At 25.5% G+C, this 18,200-nt stretch carries 15 protein-coding genes, 1 tRNA gene and 1 CRISPR repeat array (1 of these 17 running past the window's edge); of the genes, 1 reads left to right on the top strand and 15 read right to left on the bottom strand.

What is annotated here, in order from left to right:
* The 14 genes from Q7K47_00940 to Q7K47_00875 form a co-directional block, all read right to left on the bottom strand.
* Positions 1-714, bottom strand: coding sequence for a CRISPR-associated endoribonuclease Cas6 (locus Q7K47_00940; GenBank protein MDP0505768.1), 714 nt, complete (start codon positions 712-714; stop codon positions 1-3).
* A 144-nt stretch (positions 715-858) separates the two neighbouring features.
* Positions 859-2,952, bottom strand: a complete 2,094-nt coding sequence (locus Q7K47_00935) for a GGDEF domain-containing protein (protein MDP0505767.1) — start codon at positions 2,950-2,952, stop codon at positions 859-861.
* A 45-nt stretch (positions 2,953-2,997) separates the two neighbouring features.
* Positions 2,998-3,768: a YlmH/Sll1252 family protein gene (locus Q7K47_00930; protein MDP0505766.1), complete on the bottom strand. Its 771-nt coding sequence runs from the start codon at positions 3,766-3,768 to the stop codon at positions 2,998-3,000.
* The gene (locus tag Q7K47_00925; GenBank protein MDP0505765.1) at positions 3,761-4,210 is read right to left on the bottom strand and encodes a threonine/serine exporter family protein; all 450 of its coding nucleotides are present in this window, start codon (positions 4,208-4,210) and stop codon (positions 3,761-3,763) included. The genes Q7K47_00930 and Q7K47_00925 overlap by 8 nt, the downstream gene beginning before the upstream one ends.
* Before the next feature lie 9 nt (positions 4,211-4,219).
* On the bottom strand, positions 4,220-4,981 hold the full coding sequence (locus tag Q7K47_00920; protein ID MDP0505764.1) for a threonine/serine exporter family protein: 762 nt from the start codon (positions 4,979-4,981) through the stop codon (positions 4,220-4,222).
* A gap of 54 nt (positions 4,982-5,035) precedes the next feature.
* Positions 5,036-5,638: a hypothetical protein gene (locus Q7K47_00915; GenBank protein ID MDP0505763.1), complete on the bottom strand. Its 603-nt coding sequence runs from the start codon at positions 5,636-5,638 to the stop codon at positions 5,036-5,038.
* A gap of 11 nt (positions 5,639-5,649) precedes the next feature.
* A complete protein-coding gene (locus Q7K47_00910) occupies positions 5,650-6,318 on the bottom strand; it encodes a YoaK family protein (protein ID MDP0505762.1) in 669 nt (222 codons plus the stop codon).
* A gap of 127 nt (positions 6,319-6,445) precedes the next feature.
* Entirely contained in the window at positions 6,446-7,372 is a 927-nt protein-coding gene (locus Q7K47_00905; GenBank protein MDP0505761.1) for a TAXI family TRAP transporter solute-binding subunit, read from the bottom strand.
* The gene (locus tag Q7K47_00900) at positions 7,372-9,351 is read right to left on the bottom strand and encodes a TRAP transporter permease (GenBank protein MDP0505760.1); all 1,980 of its coding nucleotides are present in this window, start codon (positions 9,349-9,351) and stop codon (positions 7,372-7,374) included. Before Q7K47_00900 ends, Q7K47_00905 begins: the two co-directional genes overlap by 1 nt.
* Positions 9,352-9,362: 11 nt before the next feature.
* On the bottom strand, positions 9,363-9,740 hold the full coding sequence (locus Q7K47_00895; GenBank protein ID MDP0505759.1) for a DUF1850 domain-containing protein: 378 nt from the start codon (positions 9,738-9,740) through the stop codon (positions 9,363-9,365).
* A 288-nt stretch (positions 9,741-10,028) separates the two neighbouring features.
* Positions 10,029-11,225, bottom strand: coding sequence for a pyridoxal phosphate-dependent aminotransferase (locus tag Q7K47_00890; GenBank protein ID MDP0505758.1), 1,197 nt, complete (start codon positions 11,223-11,225; stop codon positions 10,029-10,031).
* A 9-nt stretch (positions 11,226-11,234) separates the two neighbouring features.
* The gene (locus Q7K47_00885; protein ID MDP0505757.1) at positions 11,235-13,274 is read right to left on the bottom strand and encodes a transglycosylase domain-containing protein; all 2,040 of its coding nucleotides are present in this window, start codon (positions 13,272-13,274) and stop codon (positions 11,235-11,237) included.
* Between the two features lie 20 nt (positions 13,275-13,294).
* Complete coding sequence (rlmN, locus tag Q7K47_00880) at positions 13,295-14,347, bottom strand: 23S rRNA (adenine(2503)-C(2))-methyltransferase RlmN (protein MDP0505756.1); 1,053 nt, start codon at positions 14,345-14,347, stop codon at positions 13,295-13,297.
* Positions 14,348-14,415: 68 nt separating this feature from the next.
* Positions 14,416-15,534 (bottom strand): alanyl-tRNA editing protein, encoded by a 1,119-nt coding sequence (locus Q7K47_00875; protein ID MDP0505755.1) that lies wholly within the window; start codon positions 15,532-15,534, stop codon positions 14,416-14,418.
* A gap of 127 nt (positions 15,535-15,661) precedes the next feature.
* Here Q7K47_00875 and Q7K47_00870 point away from each other — a divergent pair.
* Positions 15,662-15,749, top strand: a tRNA-Leu gene (locus tag Q7K47_00870).
* 1,075 nt (positions 15,750-16,824) lie between these two features.
* Here the strand turns inward: Q7K47_00870 and Q7K47_00865 are convergent.
* Positions 16,825-17,061, bottom strand: a complete 237-nt coding sequence (locus Q7K47_00865; GenBank protein ID MDP0505754.1) for a hypothetical protein — start codon at positions 17,059-17,061, stop codon at positions 16,825-16,827.
* Positions 17,062-17,809: 748 nt separating this feature from the next.
* Positions 17,810-18,200: a CRISPR direct-repeat array (repeat unit 30 nt; unit sequence ATTTTAATCTAACCAATGTGGAATGTAAAC) (it continues 117 nt past the right edge of the window).

Here is an 18,200-nt window from a genome sequence, read left to right as displayed (position 1 = left end):
TTATAAAACTTCTGCCATTCCAAAACCTATAAAGTTTTTACTTGTTGACAAACCTGTCTTATATAAATATTCTAATATTTTTCTATGCCCTGTTAATATCACTGTACCAAGAGTACCTTGAATTTTATTTCCATAATTATCTATTGTTGTTTTTTTTACATCTAAAGGATAAATTTCTACTTTCTTTAACTCTTCTTCAGGAAATATATTTTTCAAAGAATTAACTAAATTACATTTCCAAACATTTATTCCATTTTCATCTAGCAAATGATAACAATTCTCATGATCTTCAATCCCTTCTCTTATAATCATTGGAGACATTAATTTAAAAGTAGCTCTATCAACCTCTATTCTCTTTTCTTTAATTTCTTTGACAGTTTTTAATATTAATACTTTACCTTTATAAACATATTTCTTATTTTTCATTTTATTCAAGGCATTAAAAAAATGAAATCCTAAATTAAAATCATTAAAAGAAATATACACTTTCATTTTTTCTGATTTTAAAATTATTTTCTTATGTATATCATCTAATTTTTCAACAGAAAAAAAAGGAGAAAAAGTCATTTCTTTTTGATTTCCTATCTCATAAACCATCTCCTTTAAAGCATAATTATATTCTTCCAATGATTTTTTTAAAAAAGATAAAATTATTACTCTATAATTATATTCTAATTCTTTATTTGGAATATCAAGTTCAAATATTAATCTCATTTAGTTCTCCTTATATAAATTATTTAATTTTAAGTTTTTATATCTAGTATAGGTATAGATTATATATTCATAAAAGTCAACTATATTTTAATTTTTTTGTTTTTTTAAAACAAAATAAAAAAGTATTCTTTAAAGAATACTTTTTTAATCTGAAATAACATATTTATTTTTACCCTTTGTCTTTGCTTCATATAGAGCGTCATCTGCTGCTTTATAAATTTTTTCAAAACTTGTATCACTATCAATAAAAACTATTCCAAAGGAACATTTTACTGTTATTCTATTTTCCCCATCCTCTTCATTCATCATGCAATTATTAATATCTTTAATTAATCTTTCAATCTTAGAATTTATAAAATTTCTTTTATCAAAATCATGAACAAATATAGCAAACTCGTCTCCACCCATTCTTCCTAAAATATCTGAACTTCTAAAACTAGATTTCAATAAATTAGTAACTTTAATTATTACTTTATCCCCTATTATATGACCATAGTTATCATTAATTGATTTAAAAGAATCTATATCCATCATAATAAAAGCTGACTTTGCAACTAAAATATTAGATGCTAATAATTCTGTTACTATTTTTTCAAAGTTTTCTCTATTATACAATTTAGTCATTGAATCTTTTTTTGATAAAGCTGTTACTTTTTTAATTAATTTATTTTTTCTTTTTATTCTACAACAATAAAATAATTGTAAAATAATAAATATTAATCCTAATCCTATTAAAAAAGCTTCCATTGAATTTAAATAAATCCATTTTAAAATACAATTATTTTTCGGCTTATATTCTAAATTATTTAAAATAATTTGATTTATATCTCCTTCTTTTATAGAAGCAATTGTCTTATTTATTATAGAATTAAAAACAGAAGAATTTTCATTTAATATAAAGGAAGACATATTTTCAAAAGGAATAAACTCTTTGAATAATTTATTATATTTATAATTATTAAAATAATATTTCTCAACTAAATTGTCACAATAAGTTATATCACATTCTCCATTATAAACTGCATCTAAACATTCTTTTGTATTATTATAATAATATATATTAGATGGTTTATATTTTCTTCTAATATAATTATTAGTAAAATTACTATTTTTAACTGCTGCTATTTTCAATTTATTTTTAGAATAAACTGGTTCATTATCTTTCTTTATTCTATAATATCTTCTTTTTAAAATTTCTGATGTTAAATTTAAATTATTTTTTTCTGACCAATTCATATCAAAATAATTTCCACAAAAAACAACTTCTCCATCTAAAGCTTTAATCTCATCTGGATTTAAATATTTACGTACAACTTTATATTGAAACTCTACATTAAGCTTCTCACAAATTAATTTAGCTATATCATAATCTATCCCTTTATTTTTACCATATGAATAATAACCTCTGTTATTTGGAGAAATAAAAGTAATCTTTTTTATAGTTTTAAGTTTTTGTTTTTCTTCCTCATTAAAAAATAAGTACACTTTGTTATTGCCTTCACAAGTTGTATATTTATAGTTTTTTATTAAATCCTTATTATATATCTTCATATTTTTAATAGATTTATTAATATCGTTTAATAATTTTTCATTACCTTTTTTTACAGCTATATATGTAAACTTAGGACTAAAGTATTCAACTACTTTAATGCTTTTTTCTCTTTTTAATAAAATAGATGAGTTATAAGTTAAGGCTATATCTATTTTATCCTTATAGAAATCTTTCCACAATTCTTTATAACTATTATAATATTTAATTTCATTCTTATAATTTCTATTATTAGCTATTTCCTTATATTTTTGACCTAAAAATTCCCCTTTAAGAGCTCCTATTTTTTTAGAATCATCAAATATAAAATCTTGTTCTTCTTTTACAGGAACAACCATAACCCCCTCTAACATTCCAATACTATATTTAGAAAAACTAAATTTTTCTTTTCTTTTTTTAGTTTTTATAATCCCAACCAACATATCTATTTTCCCATTTTCTAAATTTTCCAAGCACTGAGACCACGTCCCATAAATATATTTATATCTAAAGTTAGAATATTTTTTCATTTGTTGAAGATAATAATAATTATATCCAGATTTATTTCCATATAAATCTTCTTCCATTTGATTTTCTATAGTATAAAAACCTACTTTTATATCTTGATATTTTTTTGCAAAAGAAAAATTGAATACAATAAAAGTATAAATAACAACTATTAATATTGATTTAATGCTTTTTTTATTCATATTTCCCCCCACTTTTCATATGATTTTAAATTAATTATAACATAATTATATATATTTATTTAGCCTTATTCTTAATTTCCCTTTTTTATTTATAGAAATTTCTTTTTCTATTAAAAATTTACCAAATTTTTTAGCTGATATAATGTCTCCTTCTTTCACTTCAGAAGCTTTTTCTTTATTTATCACATAGTTTAACATTATATTTCCTTTATTTATTTCATCAACTGCTTTTTGTCTAGATAAATTAAGCATACTAGAAATAACTGAATCCAATCTCAAAGACATTACTGTAATTACTATCTCTTTATATTTTGTAGATGGAACTTCTTCTTCTAAAGTATTTTCTATTTTCACTGGTACATTGGATATTTTATCTATATCTTTGATAATTTTAAAATTTTCTTTAAAAATAACTCCATAACAAATATTATCTTCAACTATCAAGTCCCCTAATATTTCTCTTTTTATTCCTAAACTCATAATTGTCCCTAAAAAATCTTTGTGTAAAAGATTTTTAAACTTGTTTTTACCATTAATTTTAAAATATGTTAAATTAAATTTAGGTTCTTCTCCAATATAATCTTTTGGAATTATAAAGATATTCTTTTTTTCTGAATTTTCTGTTAATCCCTTAGTTAAAAACTTCATTCCATTAACATTAATCTTTAATAATTTTGTCCATATTCCTGGAGGGTAAAATTCAGTAGTCTCAATAGGATAATCAATTTCTTCACTTAATTTTATATCTTCCCAAAGTTTAACTACTTTATCTTGATCCATTTCCTTCATAAAATTTAAAAAACTTTTCTTATCCATTTATTCTCCAAACCTTCATATATTTATAAAATTTCAACATAGCTATTGCAGTTATAACTCCTAAAGCCATTGACCCTGCTAATAAAAATGTTTGTATTCCATTTTGAAATGAAGCTAAATAATTTTTATAAATCAAATTTTGCATAGTATAATATACTCCTCCACCTGGAGCTAGAGGAATTAGAGCTGCAATTAAAATATTATTACTCGGCACTTCTAATTGCATGGCTATTATTTCTGAATAAAGACCTATTATCACAGAGGCTAAAAAATAAGCCATTTCTTCTGCTAAACCAGCTTTTTTACATAATAAATAACATAACCAACTTAAACAACCTGCTACACTTGTATGAATTAAGTTTTTACCTTCTATATTAAATAAAAGTCCAAAACCAAAAGTTACTATTCCTGCTGATATCACTTGTATTATAATATTTAACATAATTATCTCCTAAAAATTTAATAATTTAACTGCAATTCCTGATCCTATAGCAAGAGAACATCCTACTAATATTACTTCTGAAAATCTTGATAATCCTGTCACTAAATCTCCAGAAAAAATATCCCTAATTGAATTTATAAAGGGAACTCCTGGTACCATTATCATAAGAATTGATATTATTGGAACTTTTATATCATTTATAAATCCTAATTTTAAGCATATTATTACTAATATTGAAGTTATTAATCCACATAAAATATTAGTATAAACTGGTCCCATTTTAAATATCTTTTGAATTTGACAAATACATGCAATTATTCCACCACCTATGAAAGCAATGAAAAAATCCCAAATATTTCCCTTAAAAAGAACTGTAAAAAAACTAGCACCTAAACAACTTCCTAGTATATTAACTAAAAAAGAATATGATTTTTTAGTTTCTATTTTTTCTAAATATCTAGTCATTTCTTCTAAGGAATAATTATCAATATTTTTTATTAAGGTATCAACCTTATGAACTTTACTTAAATTAGTCCCTCTTCCTTGAACTCTTTCAACTAAGGAAATTATTTCTCCTTCCTTATCCTTTAATGAAATTATTATACAGGTTAAAATAACAAAACTTTGAGGAATATATCCATAATATTCCACTATATCGCAAATTGATTTTTCTACCCTATCAGTTTCTGAACCATTTAAAAGAAGTATTTTACCAGCTAAACAAGCTGTGCTTAAAACTTGTGATTCAAATTTCCTATCCTTTTCCCTCATTCTTCCCTCCAATAAAAAATACAACCTTCCATTAGATTGTATTTTGATTCTTTATTATAAATTTTTCTTTAACTCGGATATTGTTCTTTGATTTTTTATATAACTTTTTATAAAAATTTTAGTTGTATAATATATAAATAAAGATGTCATTACAAAACTTGTAATAATAAATCTTAATTTAACTTCGTCAGAAACATTGAAAACTAAGATAGGATAATCATATGATATTTTTATTATCACCACATACCAAACAATAACTATTCTTGAAATCATTGTTCTCATGATACCTCTTAATAAAATTCCACTTAAAAAAGTTCCTAAAACAAAATATATTACTATCCCACTTTTCATTCCCCCTGTAAAGAAAAACATAAGAGGAAATATTAAAAAATTTAAAATTAAACACAAATAAATTGAACCTTTATAAGAATCTTCTATAATAAATCCGTATATACACATTCCTGTAACAAATAAAAATATTAAAAAATTTACAACTATTCCTATTTTTAAAGTTCCACCAAAAGTAGAAGATAAAAAACCTGAAAAAGAAGAAACAATTCCTAATACACAAGTTGTGTAATATAATTTCTTCTCAATTGGAAGCTCATCTCCAAAGTATTTTTCTCTTTCCTCTTTTATTTTATCTATTATTTTCATATTAATCCTTTCTATTCCTCTTCTAACTTATAAAACATTAATAAAAATACTATACTCAAACCAAAACAAGCTAAAAATATTGTTTTTTCTAAATATATTTTTGTTAATTCAAATCCAGTTATACCACCTAAAATAAAAATTAGAATAATTCCAAAATATTTCAAACTCATTTTTACTGAAAACTCATCTTTAGTTAGAAAAAATTTATATAATAATTCACTTCCACTTCTTAAATTTCCTGTACACATTGTAGTTGCATAATTTCTTCCATGCATTTTTCTAAATGTTTCTACCTGTAAAGAACAAACAAAAGAAACAATTACATTAGCAACTATATCATAATCTCCCATAGGAATAAAAGCCACTAAAGATAACATTCCTATTTCAAAAATAACAATTGACTGTCTCCAATGCAACATTTTATTTGGATGATTTGTTCTAACAAATTCTGATATCAAAACTCCTAAAACAAAGGCTAATATTGGAGCTAAATAACTTCCTGCCTTTATATAATTTTTATTGGAAAGTTCCATTCCTAAAAGCACCATATTACCCGTTTGAGCATTGGCAAAAACCTGACCACGACTAACAAAGGTATAAGAATCTAAAAATCCTCCAACAAAAGCTAATACTATTCCTAAAATATATCTTTCTGACATTTCAAACTTTTTAATTTCCATCATTTCCCTCTTAAATATTATGTTTTTTATATTACTAATTATACCCTAATAAATACTAAATTTCAATAAAATAAAAATACTGCAAACTAAACAGTTCACAGTATTTTTACACTAATTAGAGAAAAGTTTATTTTATTCCATTCTCATCAAAATATTTTTTTGCACCTGGATGTAATTTTATACTCATTCCATCTAATGCTGTATCCTTTGTAATATATTTTCCAACAGCATGAGCAGCTTTTATTCTATCAGTATTTTCAAACATTGTCTTCAACATATCATAAACCATATCATCTTTAACTTTAGAACTAACAATTAACATTGATTTAACAGTTAATGTATTTACATCTTCTTTTTGAGTTTTATAAGTTTTACCTGGAATTACATAATCTGTATAATAAGAATATTTTTCTTTTAATTTCTTAGCAAGATCCTTATCTATATTTACTATTCTAACTTCTCTTTGAGTTGATAAATCAACAATTGCTGAAGTAGGAACACCTGCAACTATGAAAGCTGCATCTATTTGTCTATCTCTTAATCCTGTTGCTGCTTCTGAAAAAGATAAATATTGAGGTTTTATATCTTTTTCTGTTAACCCTGCAGCATCTAATATTTGTTTTGCATTACAATAAACTCCACTTCCTATTGCACCTAGTGCCACTTTTTTTCCTTTTAAATCTTTTATAGACTTAATACTTCCATCTGTAGTAATACATTGGATTGGTTCTGAATATAAAGTAGCCATTCCTCTAATATCATCTATTTTATTTTTAAATAATTCTATTCCATTTTCAGCGTAGTAAGCAACGTCATTTTGAATTATAGCTAAATCTATATCTCCTTTACCTAACATTTGTGAGTTAGCAACTGAAGCTCCAGTTGATTCTGCAGTAGCATTTACTCCTTTTAAATTCCCATTCCATATTTCTGCTAAAGCTCCTCCTAAAGGATAATAAGTTCCTGCAGTTCCCCCAGTCCCTATATTAATATACGTTGTCCCAAAAACTGTTAAATTAAATGCCATTAATAAAAATAATATAAATTTCTTCATTAAATTCCCCCTTCTAAAATATTTGTATTTTTTAAATTTTTACTTCCTTTATTTTGAAGTAAATAAATTACAACCATTATTACAATAGCTACTCCATCACTTAAATATCCTGTATTCAATGCTAAAACTCCTGCTCCTATTAATAAAACTCTTTCAAATATATTCATATTTCTTTTAAAATAACCAGTTAATCCAACTGCCACACAAATCATCCCAAGTACTGCTGTTATTAATTTTGGAACTATACTAATATTAGGATTTATTAATATTAGTTCTGGAGAAATTACAAATATATAAGGAATTAAGAAAGCTCCAATTGCAAGCCTTGTTGCTTGCATACCTGTTTTCATTGGCTCTGATTTTGCAACTCCTGAAGCTGCAACTGCCGCCAAACAAACTGGAGGAGTTACATCTGCTATAATTCCAAAATAGAAAACGAATAAATGAGCTGCTAATACTGGAACTAATTGAGCTCCTGATGCATCTTTTATCATTAATATTGCTGGAGCTGCAATTGTAGAAGTTATTACATAGTTTGCTGTTGTTGGAACTCCTATTCCCAGTACTAATGAAGTTAACATTGTAAAGAATAAAGTTAATACTAAATTTCCCTTTGCTATTCCTACTAAAATAGATCCCATTTTTAAACCTAAACCTGTTTTAGTTACTACTCCTATAATAATTCCTGCACAAGCACAGGCTGCTATTACTGTTAATGCACTTTTAGCCCCTTGAACCATTCCATTTAACAAATCTTGAAAAGATAATCTTGTTTCTTTTTTTATAGCTGCACAAAGTATTGTTGAAACAACTGCCCCTAAAGCTGCATATATTGGAGACCATCCACTTACTAGTAAAGCTACAACTACAAATATAGGTATAATTAATTGTCCTCTTTGTCTTAGAACAAATGATATCTTTGGTATCTGATCTTTTGGAATTCCTTTTAATCCTAATTTTTTAGCTTCAAAGTGAACTCCTATAAATACTCCCAAATAATATAAAGCTGCTGGAACTAAAGCTGCTAGTATAACCTTTGAATAAGGTGCTCCTGTAATTTCTGCTAATAAAAATGCTGCTGCTCCCATTATAGGAGGCATTAATTGTCCCCCTGTAGAAGCTGTTGCCTCAACTGCTCCTGCAAATTCTGACTTATAACCTAATTTTTTCATCATAGGAATTGTAAAACTTCCTGTTCCTACAACATTAGCAACAGAACTTCCTGATAAAGTTCCCATACAAGCACTTGAAATTACCGCTACCTTTGCTGGTCCACCTGGAGAATCTCCTGAAATGGAATTAGCTAATTGTATAAAAAATTCTCCCATTCCTGTCTTTTCTAAGTATGCTCCAAATAATAAGAACATAAAAATAAATGTTGATGAAACTTGAATAGGTAAACCTAATATTCCTTCAGTAGTAAAGAATAAATGTTGAACTAATCCACCAATTCTAACTCCTCTATGACCTAAAGGACCTGGAATACTTCTTCCAATAAGAGCGTAAATTATAAATACTAATGATATTATAACCATAGGAAGTCCAATAACTCTTCTTGCTGCTTCTAAAACTAAAATTATTGCAATTCCTCCAATAATCATATCAACATTATTTATTAACCCCTGTCTCATAACTATATCTTTGTAAAAGACAACTATATACAGACAACATATTGCAGCTGTTATTCCTAATAAACAATCAAACCAATGTAATTTTTTTCTGCTCATTTTTCCATTTGTTGGATATAAAAAGAATACTGCTGAAAGTCCAAAGGCTAAATGAATAGATCTTGCTATCATGGCATCTATTCCACCTCTTATTGCATAGTATAATTGAAATATTGTAAAACAAAACAATAGACTTGTTATAATTTTACCTTGAACTCCTGATAGAACTCTATATCTAGAACCCTTATCATATTTAGCCATAAGTTCATCAACTTTAACCTCTTCTTCTAACTTTGTTATTTTTTCTTTCATATACCTCACCCTTATATTTTAATTTTTAAATTTATACTTCTTACCTTCCCATCTAATAATTTACTTAACATATATTTTTTATTATTTATTTTTAAATAATGTTTTGCTAATGGAGAAATAGTCATATTAATTTCCTTAAAACTTCGATTCATTTTTAAAACAAAATCACCATCTTTTATTTCTAACTTTCCATCTTCAGGAAGAAAAGGTAGCCCAACCCCGTAATCCTTATATATAGTTTCCCATAAAATTATATCTCCCTCATTATCAACCTTAAATAATTCCTCAGCTTCTGTTTTCATAACTGAATGCTTATATCCTATTGAAAACTGATTATTATCTAATTTATACTCCCATTTTTTATTGCTTTTTCTATCTTTTATAATCAAATAACTCCCAGAATTTGAAACTTTATAAAAGCATAAAACTATAAAGATAAATAAAAAAAACAAAAAAATATTAAAATATTTAAACTTATTTTCGATTAACATAATATATACTTCCTTTCTTTATGATTGATTCTATATATTTATAGGAAACATACTATCATTTTTATTTATCAAAGTCAAGAACTAAATTAAAAAAATATATATTATATTCTACCAATAAAAAAAAGCACTGTTATCTATTATCTAACAGTGCTTTTTATTTCAATTACTTATATTAATTCTTTTGTTTTATTTACTTAAATACTCTTTTAGTCCTAATTCTAAAATTTTAATAGATTTTTCTAGCTTATCAGCTTCAATACAATATGAAATTCTGATTTTATTTCTACCTAATTCTTTATTTGCATAAAAACCTTCTGCTGGAGATAACATAATAGTTTCATTATTTAAATGAAAATCAGTTAATAGCCATATACAAAAATCTTCAGCATTATCGATAGGTAGGGTAACCATAACATAAAAGGCTCCTTCTGGTTTAGTTACTTCTATTCCAGAAATTTTAGATATCCCTTTGTAAACTATATCTCTTCTTTTTTCATATTCAATCTTATTTTTTTCAAAATAATCATCTGATAATTTTTTATATAATCCTTCAGCTCCAACCATGTCTAAAGTTGAAACTGATAGTCTTGCTTGACATAATTTATAAATTTCATTCATTAAATTTTTATTCTTACTAATAACAGCTCCCACTCTTGCTCCGCAAGCTGAATATATTTTAGAAATTGATTCTATTAAAACTACATTATCATCTATTCCTTCTATTTCTCCAAAACTAATAGCTCTATTTTCTCCATATGAAAATACTTTATATACTTCATCACTTATAATATATAATCCATATTCTCTTGCAATTTCTCCTATTAATTTCATTTCTTCTTGTGTATAAACAACTCCAGTTGGATTTCCAGGATTAGTAAGCATTATAGCTTTAGTCTTAGAACTTATCTTAGAGATAATAACATCTTTATTTGGCAAATGAAATCCTGTTTTGGGATCTGCTGCAAAGGCATTTACTTTTATGTTTAAAACATCGAAAAAATTATTATAGTTAGCATAATAAGGTTCTGAAACTAAAATTTCATCCCCTTCATCAAACATACTTAATAATGTGAATAATATTGCTTCACTCCCGCCAGTTGTTATAAGAATATCTTCATATTCATAGGTAACATTAAAATGTTTTTTATAAAACTTTATCATCTCATCTATTAACCCATTTCTTCCTCTTGAATGAGCATAAGTAAGTATATCCTCATGAAACTCTTGTATACTTTCAAAGAACTCCTTTGGAGTTTTTAAATCAGGTTGTCCTATATTTAAATGATAAATAGTTTTTCCATTTTTTAAAGCTTCTTCTTCATAGGGAATTAATTTTCTTATTGGAGAAAACTCCACATTTTTAATTCTATTTGATGTGTTCATAAAAGCCTCCTACTTATATAAAATATCTTGAATATTATTATTATATTTCTTTTCTTTTTCTAACTCTATTCTATTACTTTTCAATAAGAATTTTCTTTTTGTTTTTGAACTTTCTCTAAGACCTGATAAGGCACCTAAATCTTGATAATATAAGTCTCCATTTATAATTAAATTATCTATAAATTCAAACTTACTTGGAGTATAATAACCTTCATCTATTATTTTTTTATAATATTGTCTCCAAATAGGAGCAGCTAATCCTCCACCTGTTTTTTTATGCATCTTAGTATTGTCATCATAACCTAAATAAACAGTTGTTGCATATTCTGGTGTTATCCCTGCATACCAAACACTTCTTGAATCATTTGTTGTACCAGTTTTTCCACCTTGAGGAATTCTTTTTCCTCTTTTTGTTATTACTTTAGCTCTTCTACTTGTTCCACTTTCAACAGAATTTTCTAATAAATTAGTAGTTAATGCTACATCTTGAGCTTCAAAAACTTTCTTTATTTTAGGTGTATTTTTCACTAAAGTATTACCATTTTTATCTTTAACTTCTATAACAACTAAAGGCTCCACTATATATCCTCCATTAGAGAATACAGAATAAGCTTTTGCTAAATTTAAAGGACTAGAAGAAACTGATCCTAAAGCTGCTGTTAAATCTCTTGGTGGATTTAAATTAGCTTCTAGTTTTTCAGTCACATCAAAAAGTTTATTAAGCCCTGTTCCCTTTAATAATTTTATTGCTACCATATTTATAGATCTATTAAGTCCTTCTACTAAAGTTACATTTTTTCTAAATAATATTCCATAATTTCTAGGAGCCCAATTTCCTTGTACAAATCTAGAATCTTCTACAATTGTATTTTCACTTTTTCCATCTAATATAGATGTAAAATATACAAAAGGTTTAAATGATGATCCTATTTGTCTATTAGCCATAATAGCTCTATTAAAGTTTCTAGGTTTAAAATTCTTTCCACCTACTATTGAAGTGATATAACCATTAGAAGAATTTATAGTTATCATTGCACCTTGTAGTTTTTCATCCTCAAGTAAAGGTTTATAATCATTAAATGTTTCTTCTGCTATTTTTTGCATATCAAAATTCAATGTAGTATAAACTTGTAAACCATCATTATAGATTGCTTCTTCATCAAAATTTTCAATTAAATAATCATGAACTAAATCTGTAAAACTAGGAGCTAAAGATTTATTTATAACTGCTCTGTTATAAACTATAGTAGTGTTCTCTAAGTCTACTTTACTCATATCTTTTACATCATCTATTTTTATAAATTTATGTTTCATAGCTACTTCATATTCTTCTTTAGTTATCATCTTAAATTTTTTCATTTGACTTAAAATAACTTTCATTCTATTTAAAGAAGCTTTTAAATTTCTTCTAGGATTATAATATCTTGGTCTATTAGGTATTCCTGCTAAAACTGCTGCTTCTGGAATATTAATATCCTTAATATCCTTATGAAAAAGAGATTTTGCTGCACTCTTAATTCCATAATCCCCTTCACCAAAATAAATTTCATTTAAATATTTTTCAAAAATTTCATCTTTAGTATAAGTCTTTTCTATCTCAATTGTTAAAATTGCCTCTTTTATTTTTCTTGATAATTTCTTATCATGACTTAAAAAAGCATTTCTTGCAAGTTGCTGAGTAAATGTACTAGCTCCTTGTTTTGCACTTTTGTATCTTATATTTATAGCTATAGCTCTTAGAATCCCTATTGGATCTATACCATAATGTGTATAAAATCTTCTATCTTCTATGGCTAAAAAAGCATCTTTTGAAGCTTTTGGTACTTCTTCTATTCTAACTGGAACTCTTATTTCTTTGTATAATTCATCTATTTGTTTTCCATTAATATCATAAACTCTAGTTGGAATTGAAGGTGAGTAAGATTCTATTAATTCTGATATATTTGGAAGTTCTTTTTTATAATGATTAACAACTCCAAATATTCCTATCACTCCTACTAAAAAGCTTAAAATACAAACTGCTAATATTATTCTAAAAAATTTTTTCATAAATATCTCCATAAATAAAATTACTTACTAAGGTTTCTTCTTCTTAACTGACCACAAGCACCATCTATATCTGTTCCTTTTTCTCCTCTGATTATTACATTTACTTTTCTGTCATTTTTTAAATAGTTATAGAATTTTTCTATTTTCTTTTGACTAGGTCTTTCAAATTCATTTTCTAAAACTGGGTTGTAAGGAATTAAATTTAGAACATGATCAAATTCATGAACAAAGTTTGCCAAAACCTCTCCGTCTCCTTGAGAAACGTTAAATTCTTTTATTAATATATATTCAAAAGTTATTCTTCTATTAGTTACTCTTTGATACTGAACTAAAGAACTGAATAAATCTTCTAAAGGATATTTTTTATTTACTGGAACAAGAATGTTTCTTTTTTCATTATCAACAGCATGTAATGAAATTGCTAGTCCTACTGGTAATTTTTCTTCTAATAATCTTTCTATTCCTGTAACTATTCCACAAGTTGAAACTGTTATTTTTCTTTTAGAAATATTTAATCCGTTTTCATCAGATAAAATTCTAATTGATTTTATTAAATTTTCAATATTTAAGAATGGTTCTCCCATCCCCATAAATACTATATTATTTATTGTTTCTCCCTTGTTTCTAAGTCTTCTTTCAACTGTGTAAACTTGATTTAATATTTCATGTACATCTAAGTTTCTTTCAAAACCAGAAGCTCCAGTTGCACAGAAAGCACATTTTATTGGACATCCAACTTGACTTGAAATACAAAGTGTATTTCTTTCTTTGTGTTTTAATAAAACTGTTTCTATTGTATTTGCATCTTGCAATTTAAATAAAAATTTCTCTGTTCCGTCTTTTTTTGATACTTGATGATTTACTAAGTTTAATAATGGGATATATGCATGTTCTGCTAATACCTCTCTTGATTTTAACGAGATATTACTCATATCATGTATACTTCTTGCAATTTTACTGTGTAACCATCCGTATATTTGTTTACCGTTAAACTTTTTCATCCCTAAAGAAACGACTAAGTCTATAAGTTCCTTTTCATTTAAGTTTAAAAGCTCTTTTTTTAAGTTTTCCATTTTTCCTCCAAAATTATAAAGTCTAAGATTAATTATACCAAACTTTCATAAAAATAACAATATTTATACTATAAAATCTTTTTTAAGATTTCAATAATTTCATTCTTTTCTAAACTTCCCTTAAGATTTCCTTGCTTTCCTTTTCCTCCACCTTTTAAATTTGGATTTATTTTTTTTATTTCTCCTATTAAATATCCACAGTCTAAAACATTACTTACAAACATTATATTTTCACCAGTTAATCCAACTAAAGTTAGTTCCTTATCAAATATTTTTTTTATTTCGTTAATTACTTCTTTTTTTTCTTCTAAAAATACTATTTTATTTCCATTAATTTCTTCTATTTTATTATCTAATGTTTTATATAATAATTTTGTATATTCTTGATTAAGTTCATTAAATTCTTTTTTCAAATTTTCGTAATGTTCAAGTTGTTTATCAATAGAAGAAATTATTTCATTATCTCTACAACTAAATTTATGATTTAAAGCAGTTACTACTTCACTTTTAACTTCATAATCATCTATAGCTCTTTGTCCTGCTATTATTGAAAATCTTGTATTTTTTCCTTTTATTTCCTTAGAAACTAACTTCACAATTCTTATATCTTTTAAATCATTTATATGAAATCCTGCACAGGCACAAGTATCAAATTTTGATATTTTCACTATTCTAATTTCATCACTTTTAATCTTTGAACTAATTGGTTTTCTCAATTCTATTCTTTTAGCTTCCTCAATAGAACAAATTTTAGTTTCTATTGCTCCACCTTTTTTTACAGCTAAATTTATTTCCTTCATTAGTTCTTTAACTATATTTTCTGATATATCATTAGAATCTAAATCAATTGTAGTAACTGTTTCAGTCATTCTAAAGCCAACATTATTTAAATTAAATTTTTCCTTTGCTATTCCAGAAAATAAATGTTCTGCACTATGTTGAATAGCTATATCTTCTCTTCTTTCCATATCTATTTCATAATCATATATACCTAATTCTATTTTTTCTTTTAAAACAACATTATCACTTGTTACTTTTAAAATTTCTATTCCACCTATATTTCCTCTATCCCCTAATTGTCCACCTTTTCCATCTGGATATAATCTTAATGAAAATATATCAATATACTCAACTGTTATTTCATAACCATCTTTTATTTTATTGCAACTATTAACCTTAATTTTCATGTAATATTCCTCCTACCTTTTCTTTGTATCTTCACTTATTATATTATACTACAAATTTAAAAAATATCTATTTTTTTAAAAAAAATATTGACATATTCTGGAAAAAGAGATACTATATTTGGGTAGTGCCTGAGTGATGGAATTGGTAGACGTAGGAGACTCAAAATCTCCCGGTGCTTTGCACCTTGCGGGTTCAAGTCCCGCCTTAGGCACCATCTTTTTTATAACTTTGCATAAAGTTGTAAAACTGTTGAAAAACAATGCTTTATGTAATTTATAATTCTTTTTGTCGGTGTACAATTGCATATGTTTTCAAAATTACAACAAACAAGAAACAAACAAAAGGTAGAATTATTTTCTACCTTTTTTTATTTTTTTGTAAATTTTTAATATTTCAATTTGAAAGAAAATATTATTTATTAAATAACAAAAGACTTAGATAAAAATCTAAGTCTTTAAAGTTAATGATTAATATATTTTTAATGGCACTATAGTTATACCTTCATATTTTTATTTTGTCAACTGTAAAACAAAATAAAAAAGACTTAGAATGAACTAAGCCTTAGTCTGTAATATATAATACTTAAAGGTATTATGAGGATACCCCCAAAAATTTAATTTGTCAAGTCTAAAAATATTAAAAAAAAGCAAAACATTTAAAAATTGTTTGAAAAAGTTACTTTATCATTTCGAATATTGAACTAAACCATTATATGTTAAACCTATTGAAGAAACTTTTAGTTTTGAAAACTTTTATCATATTTCTTTTTTTAAATCCAAAAACTGTCGACCTCCGGTAAGGTAAAAATACCTATAGATCGACAGTTTCTTATAACTTCAACAAAAAAAATACTTTATCAGGAAATTTATTAAATAAACAAGAAAAACTTATGGGAAAATTTATGCAATTTTAGGGGGTCGACAGAAACTACTTTCTTATGCTATAATTTTAGGGAGGTTACAAGGGTACCTATTTTAATCTAACCACTATGGAATGTAAATAATTTTATTACAGAGGACGCCGTTCTAAAAGGGTTTATTTTAATCTAACCACTATGGAATGTAAATTCTTTCATATCTGTAGCAAAATTAAATTCTGCTGTAAATTTTAATCTAACCACTATGGAAATTAATAAAACAAATATACCTTTTTCTCTAAAATTTTCTAAAATAATTCTTTAATAAGAATTATAATTAACTACAATTTTATAAAAAAATTCCAACAAACAAAACTAAATAAAATAAATTTAGTAAATAAAAAAATCTTGGGTTAACTAACCCAAGATTTAACTATGGTATATCAAGAGCCTCGATATCTATATCTATCTCTTTGTTTGAATTTCCATCTAATTCTTCCAATGTTTTATAAACATCTTTTATTATCTTACAAGTAATATTTATTAGTGGGGTAGCTTCATATTTCTTTTTACTATCACTAGGTCTATTTGGATCATAAAAACTTATCAATTGTGCTTCAATAATTTTTAAAGCTACATCAACAGCTAGTTCTTTATTAGTCTTTGACATCTATTAGCACCTCCTCTCTTTTATAGTTTAACTTAATGCTTCCTACATTCTATGTATACACCTAGACAAATCAATTGTCAACCAATAATCTTTCTATAAAAAAAGACTTAGATAAAAATCTAAGTCTTAAAAGGTAATGCTTAATATATTTTTAATGGCACTATAGTTATACCTTCAAATTCTTAATTTGTCAACAAACACAAAAAGGTCTAGATATATATCTAGACCTTTCAATATTACATTGCATAAGGATTATGCTAAATATAATATACTCCTGAATTACTACTTTGTCAACACACCAAAAAGACCTAGAAATAATTCCAGGTCTTAAGGATTTAAATTTTAGGAGTTACTCTATGAAATATTTACATCTAACTTGATACTACACCCGTTTTTTAAATTTGTCAACAGTGAATAAAAAAGACTTAGAATTAACTAAGCCTTAGTCTGTAATATCTTTAAGTATTACGAGGATACCCTCATAATCTCAATTTATCAAGTCTAAAAATATCTTAAAAAGTTAAATATATAAATTTTTTATATTTTAAAGCTTCAAAAACTGTCGACCTCCGGTAAGACAAATTTACCTATAGATCGACAGTTTTTTATAAAGCTAACAAAATAAATATTTTACATAAAAATTAAAGAGATGAATTAGTAAAACTTATAGCAAAAATCATGAAAATTTAGGGGGTCGACAGAAACGACTTTCTTATGTTATAATTTTAAAAAGGTTACAAGGGTACCTATTTTAATCTAACCAATGTGGAATGTAAACGAAAATTATGAAGAAATAGAAGATAAAATAGTAGAAAAATTTTAATCTAACCAATGTGGAATGTAAACCATCATATCTACAATTTCTTTTTTGATTTCTATTTGGTTAATTTTAATCTAACCAATGTGGAATGTAAACCATAAGAATATAAATTACAAAGAAAAGAAATGGACACTAATTTTAATCTAACCAATGTGGAATGTAAACAGTTGTAAAATCTTGCTTACTTTCCAAAAATGTATGTAACATTTTAATCTAACCAATGTGGAATGTAAACAAATCAAAATAACGATTCCTATTATAGCTCCTTTTAATTTTAATCTAACCAATGTGGAATGTAAACCTTTACCATCTTTAATAC

The organism is Fusobacterium sp. JB019 (assembly GCA_030673965.1).
Classification (GTDB): Bacteria; Fusobacteriota; Fusobacteriia; order Fusobacteriales; family Fusobacteriaceae; genus Fusobacterium_B.
This window is presented reverse-complemented; position numbering and strand designations above follow the sequence as displayed.

Coding starts and splice junctions, on each gene's coding strand:
- rlmN (MDP0505756.1), bottom strand. CDS start 14,347: ATGGAAAACTTAAAAAAAGAGCTTTTAAACTTAAATGAAAAGGAACTT.
- Q7K47_00905 (MDP0505761.1), bottom strand. CDS start 7,372: ATGAAGAAATTTATATTATTTTTATTAATGGCATTTAATTTAACAGTT.
- Q7K47_00900 (MDP0505760.1), bottom strand. CDS start 9,351: ATGAAAGAAAAAATAACAAAGTTAGAAGAAGAGGTTAAAGTTGATGAA.
- Q7K47_00865 (MDP0505754.1), bottom strand. CDS start 17,061: ATGTCAAAGACTAATAAAGAACTAGCTGTTGATGTAGCTTTAAAAATT.
- Q7K47_00890 (MDP0505758.1), bottom strand. CDS start 11,225: ATGAACACATCAAATAGAATTAAAAATGTGGAGTTTTCTCCAATAAGA.
- Q7K47_00935 (MDP0505767.1), bottom strand. CDS start 2,952: ATGAATAAAAAAAGCATTAAATCAATATTAATAGTTGTTATTTATACT.
- Q7K47_00920 (MDP0505764.1), bottom strand. CDS start 4,981: ATGAGGGAAAAGGATAGGAAATTTGAATCACAAGTTTTAAGCACAGCT.
- Q7K47_00915 (MDP0505763.1), bottom strand. CDS start 5,638: ATGAAAATAATAGATAAAATAAAAGAGGAAAGAGAAAAATACTTTGGA.
- Q7K47_00930 (MDP0505766.1), bottom strand. CDS start 3,768: ATGGATAAGAAAAGTTTTTTAAATTTTATGAAGGAAATGGATCAAGAT.
- Q7K47_00940 (MDP0505768.1), bottom strand. CDS start 714: ATGAGATTAATATTTGAACTTGATATTCCAAATAAAGAATTAGAATAT.
- Q7K47_00885 (MDP0505757.1), bottom strand. CDS start 13,274: ATGAAAAAATTTTTTAGAATAATATTAGCAGTTTGTATTTTAAGCTTT.
- Q7K47_00925 (MDP0505765.1), bottom strand. CDS start 4,210: ATGTTAAATATTATAATACAAGTGATATCAGCAGGAATAGTAACTTTT.
- Q7K47_00910 (MDP0505762.1), bottom strand. CDS start 6,318: ATGGAAATTAAAAAGTTTGAAATGTCAGAAAGATATATTTTAGGAATA.
- Q7K47_00875 (MDP0505755.1), bottom strand. CDS start 15,534: ATGAAAATTAAGGTTAATAGTTGCAATAAAATAAAAGATGGTTATGAA.